General features: G+C 71.2%; 8 protein-coding genes and 1 pseudogene. 3 read left to right on the top strand and 6 right to left on the bottom strand.

The window, feature by feature from the left end; all coding sequences use genetic code 11:
• The 6 genes from putA to M7H45_RS10410 all read right to left on the bottom strand — a co-directional run.
• Nucleotides 1–3,500, bottom strand: a 3,500-nt coding sequence (putA, locus tag M7H45_RS10435) for a trifunctional transcriptional regulator/proline dehydrogenase/L-glutamate gamma-semialdehyde dehydrogenase (protein WP_298216710.1), incomplete at its 3' end; no start/stop codon positions are given.
• Between the two features lie 142 nt (nucleotides 3,501–3,642).
• The gene (gene moaA / locus M7H45_RS10430; RefSeq protein WP_298216708.1) at nucleotides 3,643–4,614 is read right to left on the bottom strand and encodes a GTP 3',8-cyclase MoaA; all 972 of its coding nucleotides are present in this window, start codon (nucleotides 4,612–4,614) and stop codon (nucleotides 3,643–3,645) included.
• Between the two features lie 5 nt (nucleotides 4,615–4,619).
• Nucleotides 4,620–4,826 (bottom strand): DUF3553 domain-containing protein, encoded by a 207-nt coding sequence (locus M7H45_RS10425; RefSeq protein WP_298216706.1) that lies wholly within the window; start codon nucleotides 4,824–4,826, stop codon nucleotides 4,620–4,622.
• The gene (locus M7H45_RS10420) at nucleotides 4,813–5,415 is read right to left on the bottom strand and encodes an RNA pseudouridine synthase (protein WP_366145540.1); all 603 of its coding nucleotides are present in this window, start codon (nucleotides 5,413–5,415) and stop codon (nucleotides 4,813–4,815) included. The genes M7H45_RS10425 and M7H45_RS10420 overlap by 14 nt, the downstream gene beginning before the upstream one ends.
• A 42-nt stretch (nucleotides 5,416–5,457) precedes the next feature.
• Nucleotides 5,458–6,054: a GNAT family N-acetyltransferase gene (locus M7H45_RS10415; RefSeq protein ID WP_298216704.1), complete on the bottom strand. Its 597-nt coding sequence runs from the start codon at nucleotides 6,052–6,054 to the stop codon at nucleotides 5,458–5,460.
• A 3-nt stretch (nucleotides 6,055–6,057) separates the two neighbouring features.
• On the bottom strand, nucleotides 6,058–6,918 hold the full coding sequence (locus M7H45_RS10410) for a pyruvate, water dikinase regulatory protein (RefSeq protein WP_298216702.1): 861 nt from the start codon (nucleotides 6,916–6,918) through the stop codon (nucleotides 6,058–6,060).
• A gap of 281 nt (nucleotides 6,919–7,199) precedes the next feature.
• Here M7H45_RS10410 and hemE point away from each other — a divergent pair, with 281 nt between their 5' ends.
• The 3 genes and pseudogenes from hemE to M7H45_RS10395 all read left to right on the top strand — a co-directional run.
• Nucleotides 7,200–8,210, top strand: a complete 1,011-nt coding sequence (hemE, locus tag M7H45_RS10405) for a uroporphyrinogen decarboxylase (RefSeq protein WP_298216700.1) — start codon at nucleotides 7,200–7,202, stop codon at nucleotides 8,208–8,210.
• The gene (hemH, locus tag M7H45_RS10400) at nucleotides 8,207–9,238 is read left to right on the top strand and encodes a ferrochelatase (RefSeq protein WP_298216697.1); all 1,032 of its coding nucleotides are present in this window, start codon (nucleotides 8,207–8,209) and stop codon (nucleotides 9,236–9,238) included. Before hemE ends, hemH begins: the two co-directional genes overlap by 4 nt.
• A pseudogene (locus M7H45_RS10395) lies at nucleotides 9,228–9,470 on the top strand (HAD family phosphatase); the annotation flags it as partial. The gene hemH and the pseudogene M7H45_RS10395, both read left to right, overlap by 11 nt.

Here is a 9,470-nt window from a genome sequence, read left to right as displayed (position 1 = left end):
GGGCGGTTGCCGGTGGCGAGGGAAGCGGCGATCTGGCGGAACGCCCCCGCCTCGCTCGCGGCGACGCACAGCACCTCGCCGCGCGGCTTCAGCTGGTAGATGTTCTGCTCCCCCACCGGGCCGGGCAGCTCCGTCCGGTAGCCGAGCGGGCTGGCCGCGCCGATCGCCGCCGCGGCCTCCGCCGCCTCCGCCTCTCCCGCCGCGCGCAGGGCCTGGACCAGCGGCGCCAGCCCCGGCCCCGCCTCGCCGCGCAGGCCGCTCGGCGGCCGCGTCGCGATCAGCCGCCGCAGATAGAGCGGCCCGCCCGCCTTGGGCCCGGTGCCGGAGAGCCCCTGCCCGCCGAAAGGCTGCACCCCCACCACCGCGCCGATGATGTTGCGGTTGACATAGATGTTGCCGGCGCGGATGCGCTCGGCGGCCTGGCTGATCGTCTCATCCACCCGGCTATGGATGCCAAAGGTCAGCCCGTAGCCGAGCGCATTCACCGCCTCGATCATCGGGGCGAAGCCCCGGCGCGGGCAGCGCAGCATATGAATGACCGGGCCGAACACCTCCCGCCCCAGCACGCCGGGATCGGGGATCTCGATGAGGGCGGGGGCGACGAAATGCCCCGCCTCGCAATCCGGGGAGAGGCTGGCGCGGAAGACCGGGTAGCCGCGCCCGGCCATCGCCGCGATATGCGCCTCGATCCCGTCCCGCGCCTCCGCCGAGATCACCGGGCCGATATCGGTATCCAGCCGGTCCGGGCGGCCCACCCGCAATTCCCGCATCGCCCCGTGCAGCATCTCGGTGAGCCGCCCGGCGATCTCCTCCTGGACGATGAGGACCCGCAGGGCCGAGCAGCGCTGCCCGGCGGAATCGAAGCCGGAGGCGATGATATCCGCCACCGCCTGCTCCAGGAGGGCCGAGCTGTCGATGATCATCGCGTTCTGGCCGCCGGTCTCGGCGATGAGGGGCACGGGGTGGCCGCGCTCATCCAGCCGCAGGGCGAGGCTGCGCTGAATCGCGCGGGCCGCCTCCGTCGAGCCGGTGAACACCACCCCCCCGACGCGCGGATCCGCCACCAGCGCCGCCCCCATTGCGCCATCGCCCGGCAGAAGCTGCAAGGCCCCGCGCGGCACCCCGGCCTCGTGCAGGAGCCGCGCCGCCTGGGCGGCGATCAGCGGCGTCTCCTCGGCGGGCTTGGCGATGACGGCGTTGCCCGCGGCCAGCGCCCCCGCCACCTGGCCGATGAAGATCGAAAGCGGAAAATTCCAGGGGCTGATGGCGGCGACGACGCCGAGCGGCCGGTGGGTGAGATTGTCGAACCCCGCCTGCGCCTCATGCGCGTAATAGCGCAGAAAATCCACCGCCTCGCGCACCTCGCCGATGGCGGCGGCGAAGCCCTTGCCCGCCTCGCGCACGATCAGCGCCGCCAGATGAGGCTGGCGCCCCTCCAGCAGGTCGGCGGCGCGGCGCAGGGCGGCGGCGCGCTCCTCCGGCGGGGTGGATTGCCAGATCGGCGCCGCCTCCCCCGCCGCCGCCAGCGCCGCCGCCAGCTCCTCCGGCCCCGCCTCGATCACCCGCCCCACCTCGTCCCCGCTCAGGGCGGGGTTGCGCACCGGGCGGGCTTTGTCCGCCTCCCAGCCCGTCTCGCGCCGCAGGAGCGGCGCCGCCCGCCAGCCCTCCTCCAGGCTGGCGAGAGAGGCCAGGGCCAGGGAGGCGAGGCGCTGCTCGTTGGTAAGGTCCAGCCCGGCGGAATTGGGCCGCTCACCGCCGAAAATATCGCGGGGCAGGGCGATGCGCGGATGCGGCGCGCCGCAAGGCTCCAGCCGGCGGGCCGCCGCCACCGGGTCGGCGAGCAGGGCGGCGAGATCGACATGCGGGTCGGCCAGCTGCTTGACGAAGGAGGTGTTGGCGCCGTTTTCCAGCAGCCGCCGCACGAGATAGGGCAGCAGCGTCTCATGCGTGCCCACCGGCGCGTAGATGCGGCAGGGGCGGCCCAGCTTCTGCGGCCCCACCACCTCGTCATAGAGCGGCTCGCCCATGCCGTGCAGGCATTGGAACTCATATTGCCCGGCGTAGAAATTGCCGCCCGCCATGGCGTGGATGGCGGCGAGGGTGACGGCGTTATGGGTGGCGAATTGGGGAAACACCGCATCCGGCGCGGCGAGCAGGCGGCGGGCGCAGGCGAGATAGCTGACATCGGTATGCGGCTTGCGGGTGAAAACCGGAAACCCTTCCAGCCCGTCCTGCTGGGCGCGCTTGATCTCGCTATCCCAATAGGCGCCCTTGACCAGCCGCACCATCAGCCGGTGGCGGCTGCGCCGCGCGAGATCGATGAGGTGGTCGAGCACGAAGGGGGCGCGTTTCTGATAGGCCTGCACCACGAAGCCGATGCCGTTCCAGCCCTCCAGCCGGGCGTCCCAGCACAGGGCCTCCAGCAAATCGAGCGATAATTCCAGCCGGTCGGCCTCCTCCGCGTCGATGTTGACGCCGATATCGTAATGGCGGGCCAGCTCCATCAGCCCCGTCAGCCGGGGCAGCAGCTCCTCCATCACCCGGCCGCGCTGGGCGCGGCCATAGCGGGGGTGAAGGGCGGAGAGCTTGATGGACAGGCCCGGCCCCTCATAGATGCCGCGCCGGCGGGCATGCTTGCCGATGGCGTGGATCGCCTGCTCATAATCGCGCAGATAGCGGGCGGCGTCCCCGGCGGTGAGCGCGGCCTCGCCCAGCATGTCGTAGGAATGGCGGAAGCCGCGCGCCTCCAGCTTGCGGCTATTGGCGAGCGCCTCGCCGATCGTCTGGCCAATGACGAATTGCTCGCCCATCAGCCGCATGGCGATGTGCAGCCCCTGGTGGATCACCGGCTCGCCCCCGCGCGCGATCAGCCGGGTGAGGGCGGCGGAAAGCCCGGTCTCGCTGGCGGTGCCCACCAGCCTGCCGGTGAGCAGCAGGCCCCAGGTGGCGGCGTGGACGAAAACCGAGCGGCTGCCGCCGAGATGGCTCTCCCAATGGCCCTGGCCGATCTTGTCGCGGATCAGCGCGTCGCGGGTGGCCCGGTCGGGGATGCGCAGCAGCGCCTCGGCCAGGCACATCAGCGCCACCCCCTCCTGGCTGGAGAGCGCGTATTCCTGCAACAGCCCCTCCACCAGCCCGCGCGCCGGCTTGCCGCGCAGCGCCACGGTAAGGTTTTCCGCGAGCGCCCGCGCCGCTCCGGCGGCGGCGGGGGGCAGCGCCGCCTCGGCGAGCAGGGCGGGCAGGCATTCCGGCTCGGGCCGGCGGTAGGCGGCGGTGATGGCGGCGCGCAGCACGGTTTGCGGCTGCACGTCCTGGGCGAAATCGAAAAACGGCAGGCCCGTGTCGGCGCGGGCCGGGCCGGCGCCCTCGCTGCGCGCCAGAGCCTCGAGAATCGCCTGTTTCACCAGCCCGTGCATCGTCTGGCCCTCGCGCGCCGCCGCCGCCTTGAGCCGGTCGCGCAAGGGCTCGTCGATTTTCACTCCGAAGGTGCTGGCCGCCATGCCTCGTTTGTCCTCAAGCGGGGAACCATAGCCACCTTGCCGCGCTTGCCCGAGCGGCGCAACCGTTTTTATCGCGGCGGGTTGCGCCTACTCTTGGCCGTGGGCGCAACCCGGGCGGCAGCGCGGGCGCAACCCTTCGGCCTCACCCGCCGGTCACCGACATGTGGCGGGGCACCGCCACACGGGTGATGTCGAATTCATGGCCTAGCGGCTTGGCGGCGATCCCCCGCCTGATCGCCGCCGCCAGCTCCTCCCCCGCCGCGCCCTGGCGCAGCGCGCCGCGCAGATCCACCGCGTTCTCCTGGCCGAGGCAGAGATAGAGCCGCCCGGTGCAGGTGAGGCGCACGCGGTTGCAGCTGGCGCAGAAATGCTGGCTGAGCGGGGTGATGAAGCCGAGATGCCGCCCGGTCTCCTCCACCCGCATATAGCGGGCCGGGCCGCCCGTGGCGTGGGGGCTGGGGGTCAGCCGCCAGCGCCGGGACAGTTCCGCCCGCACCCCGGCCAGAGGCAGATGCGTCTCGGCCCGGTGCGTCACCTCGCCCACCGGCATGGTCTCGATCAGGCAGAGATCGAAACCGCGCGCGCCGCACCAGGCGAGCATGGCGTCGAACTCGTCATCATTCACACCCTTGAGCGCCACCATGTTGATCTTTACGGCGAGCCCCGCCGCCCGCGCCGCGGCGATCCCGGCCAGCACCTGGGGCAGCCGCCCCCCGCGGGTGATGCGGGCGAACCGCGCCTCGTCCAGCGTGTCGAGGCTGACATTGATCCGCCGCATCCCGGCCCGGGCGAGATCCGCCGCGAAGCGGGCGAGCTGGGAGCCGTTGGTGGTGAGGGTCAGCTCCTCCAGCCCCTGGCCAAGACGCCGCCCCAGCGCCTCGATCAGGCGCATCACGTCGCGGCGCAGCAGCGGCTCGCCGCCGGTCAGGCGCAATTTGGTGACACCCAGCCCGATGAAGGCGGCGCAAAGCCGCTCCATCTCCTCCAGGGTGAGAAGCTCCGCCCTGGGGAGGAATTCCATATCCTCGGCCATGCAATAGGTGCAGCGGAAATCGCAGCGATCCGTCACCGAGACGCGCAGATAGGTGATGCTCCGGCCGAACGGGTCGATCATACCCGCTATTTCGGACTTTCCTGGTCCGATTGCAACGAATCCGGCTCAACCGGCTCCAGCGCCGCCCAGCGCGTATCCACCACCACCTTGCCCGCATGCGCGAACATCACGGTGACGCGCGGGCCGAGGGCGCTTTGCACCTGCCCCAGACCCCAGCCGGGCTGGGCGGGCAGGCGGACATAATCGCCGGGCGCGAAGTCAGAGCGTTCCAAGGCACGCCTCCACGAAGGCGGCCATATGCGGCGGCACCGGCGCGGTGGCCTCCACCGGCTCGGGCAGGGGCAAGGCGAGGCGGCGGGCGAGCAGCGCCATCATGCCGCCGCCCGCGCCATAGACCGGATCTCCCAGCACGGGATGGCCGAGCCAGGCGGCATGGGCGCGCAGCTGGTGGGTGCGGCCGGTGAGCGGGGTGAATTCGATGAGGGCGTCGCCCCCCGCCGCGCCCAGCACCCGCCAGAGGGTGCGCGCGGGGGCGCCCCCGGCGCTGGGGACCATGCGCCAGCGCCGCCCCTCGCTTTGCTTGGCCAGAGGCAGGTCGATTTCCCCCCCGGCCTCGGCGGGCACGCCGCGCACCGCCGCCCAGTAGCGTTTCTCCGCCCCGCCCCCGGCCAGCAGCGCCTGCGCCGCGAGGAGAAAACTCTTGCGCCGGGCGATGAGCAGGCAGCCCGCCGTGTCTTGGTCCAGCCGGTGGGCCGCCCAGGGCCCGGCCTTGCCCCGCCGCCAGAGCGGGAAGAAATCCTCGACCGAGGGGCCGCCGGCGCGGCCCGCATGCACCGGCAACCCGGCGGGCTTGTTGAGAATGACGGCGCGGGCATCCGCGAATAGGAGGTCCGGAGCCAGGCGCTACCCCCGCAAATGCCCGGGGATGGTGAAACCGAGCCGCACCGGAATGTCCCATTCCTCGCGGGCGCGGCGGATCTCCCGGAACCCGGCGGCGAGGTAATTGGGCAGGGCGCGGGGGTGGTCGGCATTGCAGGTGTTCACGGTCATGCCGCGCAGGGGCGAGGCCCCGGCGAAGACCGTATCCACCGCGTGATCGAGCAGCGGCCGCCCCAGCCCCTGGCCGATGAAGCCGGGACGCAGGCCGAAATAATTGAGATTGACGTTGGGCCAGGTGCCGGCGTCGGTCTCGAAGAACCCCGCCACCTCGCCTCCCACCCGCAGCACATGCACGGCGGTGGCGGGGCTGGCGAGATGTTTGGCGAGGAGTTCATCCGGCATCACCCGCCGCAGCCACCACAGCCAAGGCGCGCCCACCTCGTCATAGAGCGCCCGGTATTCGGCGACGCCGAGCCGCTCCTCGGCCACGCTGGCGCCGGGCGGCAGCACCGCGGGCGGGCGGGCGGGCGGGCGGGCCATGCGTAGAAAGACGACGGTGACGATGGCGCGCTCGGTTTTCTCACCGGGGGCAGGGCGGGCATAATCGAGAATATCGGGCATGGCTCAGCCTCCCGCCGTCTCCGCCTCGGCCCGCTTGGCGTGCCAGTTTTCCATCAGCTTGAGCACGGTGGCGGCGGTCTCCTCGATGGAGCGGCGGGTGACGTCGATGGTTGGCCAGCCGCGCTCGTTGCAGAGCCGCCGCGCCCAGAGCAGCTCTTTTTCCACCGCCTCCTGATCCACGTAATCCGAGCTGTCGGCGCGGCCGAACATCTCGTTGGAGCCGATCATGCGCAGACGGTGGCGGCGGATATCGATCAGCGAGCGCGGGTCGATGGTGAGGCCGATGACCGGGCAGGGCGGGTCCTCCAGCTCCTTGGGTAAGGGGGTGGAGGGCACCAGCGGCACGTTGAGCGCCTTGATGCCGCGATTGGCGAGGTAGAAGCAGGTCGGCGTCTTGGAGGAGCGGGAGACGCCGACCAGCACCACATCCGCCTCCTTGATGCCGCGATTGGCCTGGCCGTCATCATGGGAGATGACGAAGTGCATGGCGTCGATGCGGCGGAAATAATCGGCGTCCAGCACGTATTGGCGGCCAGGCTTGTGCTTGGCCGGGGCGTTGAAATGGGCCTGGAGCATCTCCATCAGCGGGTCGAGGACATGGAGCAGGGGCACGCCGAGCCGGGCGCAGGCGGCATCCAGCTCATGGCGCAGCGCGTCATCCACCAGCGAGCAGAGCACCGGGCCAGGCTCGGCCTGGATGCCCTCCAGCACCCGGTGCAATTGCAGGCGCGAGCGGATGAGCGACCAGCGGTGATAGGAAACCTGCGTCTCATCGAATTGCGCGACGGCGGCGCGGGCCAAGGCGTTGAGCGTGTCGCCGGTCGCGTCCGAGATCAGGTGGATATTGAGCTTGGGGCTGTCCATGATCCGCCTTCATAGCGTGGATAACTTTGTCTTGCGCCCCCCGTTTTCGGCAAAACGGGGATAAACCCCGCATAGCCCGGCACGGTGGAAGATTGGAAGAGTAACGTGGCGCAGATGTGGGTAACTCCCCTCTAAGAGTGAAAATCAGCGCGTTAGCCCTGGTTTCTTCCTGTGGATAACCCTGTGGGAAACCTCGCGGCCAAGGTGAAGCCCCGTTATCCACAGGGTACAAATCCCCCCTCTCCCTTTAAAAAAAAAAAGATAGGGTTTAGGCGATGGCCATGAAATTGCGTGACGCGCTGGCCGGCCGGGAGGTGTGGCCGCCCCCTCTCTGGCTAATGCGCCAGGCCGGGCGGTATTTGCCGGAATACCGGGCGGTGCGGGCCAAGGCGGGGGATTTTCTCTCCCTCTGCCTCAACCCGGAACTGGCGGCGGAGGTGACGCTCCAGCCCATCCGCAAATTCGGCTTCGACGCCGCCATCCTGTTCTCCGATATTCTCATCCTGCCGCTGGCGCTGGGGCAGGGGCTGCGCTTCGCCGAGGGCGAGGGGCCGCGCCTGCCGCCGCTGGAGGATGCGCGGCTGTTGCGGCCCGGCGCCGCGCCGGACGCCTATGCCCCGGTGATCGAGACCGTAAGGCGGGTGAGAGCCGCCTTGCCGGCGGAGGTGGCGCTGATCGGCTTCGCCGGCGGGCCGGCGACGGTGGCCTGCTATATGCTGGACGGGCAGGGCGGCGGCTTTCCCCGCACGCGCCGCCTCGCCTATGAGCAGCCGGGCTTCGTGCGGGAGGTGGTGGAGATCCTCACCGAGGCGAGCCTTGACTATCTCTCCGCCCAGATCGCGGCGGGGGCGGATTGCGTGATGCTCTTCGAGAGCTGGGCCGGGATATTTCCGCCCGCCCAGTTCCGCGAGTTCGTGATCGCGCCGACGCGGCGGCTGCGCGCCGGGCTGGCGGCGCGGCATCCGGGGGTGAGGGTGATCGGCTTTCCCCGCCTGGCCGGGCTGATGCTGGCGGAATTCGCGCGCGAGACCGGGGTGGACGCGATCGGGCTGGACAGCGTCACCGACCTGCCCCTCGCCCGCGCCGCCTGCCCGCCCGGCACGGTGTTTCAAGGCAATCTCGACCCGCTGGCCCTGCGCCTGGGCGGGGCGGCGCTGGAGGAAGCGGCGGCGCGGCTGCTGGCGCAGGCGCGGGGGCATGCGCATATCCTCAATCTCGGCCATGGCATCACCCCGGACGTGCCGGAGGCGCATGTGGCGCGGCTGGTGGAGCTGGTGAGGCAGGCGCGATGAGAACCGCCATCGTCCTGTTCAATCTCGGCGGGCCGGACCGGATCGAGGCGGTCAAGCCCTTCCGGGTCAATCTGTTCTCGGACAAGGCGATCATCCGCGCCCCCTGGTTCATCCGGGTGTGGCTGGCGCGGCTCATCGCCGCCTCCTCGGCGCGGGCGGCGGTGGCGAATTACCGGTTGCTCGGCGGCAAATCGCCGCTGCTGGATCTGACCCGGGCGCAGGCGCGGGCGCTGGAGGCGGAGCTGGGGCCGGATTACCGCTGCTTCATCGCCATGCGCTACTGGCACCCCTTCGCGCGGGAGACGGCGGCGGCGGTGAAGGCCTGGGCGCCGGAGCGGGTGATCTTGCTGCCGCTCTACCCGCAATTCTCCACCACCACCACCGGCTCCTCCCTGGCCGATTGGCGGGAGGCGGCGGCAAGGGCCGGGCTCGCGGCGCCCGTCACCACTTTGTGCTGCTGGTTCGACGATCCCGCCTATATCGACTCCGTGGCCGCCATGGTCCGGGCGGGCCTGGCCGAGGCGCGGGCGGCGCGGCCCGGCGTGGGGTTGCGGCTGCTTTTCTCGGCGCATGGCCTCCCCGAGGCCATCGTCAAGGCCGGCGACCCTTATGCCGCGCAGGTGGCGGCGGCCATGGCGGCGGTGATGGCGCGGCTGGGCGATGAGGCGGTGGAGGCGGTGCTCTGCTACCAATCCCGCGCGACGCCGCAGAAATGGCTGGAGCCCAGCACCATCGCCGCCATCGAGCAGGCGGGGCGGGAGGGCAAGGGGGTGGTGGTGGTGCCCATCGCCTTCGTCTCCGACCATATCGAGACGCTGGTGGAGTTGGACATCGAGAACCGGCATGTGGCGCAGGCAGCGGGGGTGCCGGTTTATGTGCGCGCCCGGGTGGGCAATGACGACCCTGACTTCATCCGGGCTTTGGCCGGGCTGGCGCGCCGGGCGGCGGCGCCGGGGCTGTGCCGGGGCGGCGGCGCGTGCGGCCCGGCGCATCGGGATTGCCCCTGGGAGCGGCGGCGTGCGGCCTGAGCTGATCATCTTCGATTGCGACGGCGTGCTGATCGACAGCGAAACGGTGGCGGCGCGGGTGGTCGCCGCCGAACTCACCGCGCTCGGCTGGGCGATGACGCCGGAGGAGGCGCTGGAGCGCTTCACCGGCATGGCGATCCACGACATGCGGCCGCTGGTGGCGGCGCGGGCCGGGCGCGATCCCGGCCCGGGCTGGAGCGCGGCGGTGGCGGCGCGGCTGGTGGCGGCCCTG

The sequence above is a fragment of the Acidocella sp. genome, assembly GCF_027352905.1.
GTDB lineage: Bacteria > Pseudomonadota > Alphaproteobacteria > Acetobacterales > Acetobacteraceae > Acidocella.
The sequence above is the reverse complement of the archived record's forward strand: the minus strand, read 5'-3'. Positions and strand labels throughout refer to the sequence as shown.

Excerpts from the sequence above, each read along its gene's own strand:
- hemE (WP_298216700.1), top strand. The coding sequence starts at position 7,200 with ATGAAATTGCGTGACGCGCTGGCCGGCCGGGAGGTGTGGCCGCCCCCT.
- moaA (WP_298216708.1), bottom strand. The coding sequence starts at position 4,614 with ATGATCGACCCGTTCGGCCGGAGCATCACCTATCTGCGCGTCTCGGTG.
- M7H45_RS10410 (WP_298216702.1), bottom strand. The coding sequence starts at position 6,918 with ATGGACAGCCCCAAGCTCAATATCCACCTGATCTCGGACGCGACCGGC.
- hemH (WP_298216697.1), top strand. The coding sequence starts at position 8,207 with ATGAGAACCGCCATCGTCCTGTTCAATCTCGGCGGGCCGGACCGGATC.
- M7H45_RS10415 (WP_298216704.1), bottom strand. The coding sequence starts at position 6,054 with ATGCCCGATATTCTCGATTATGCCCGCCCTGCCCCCGGTGAGAAAACC.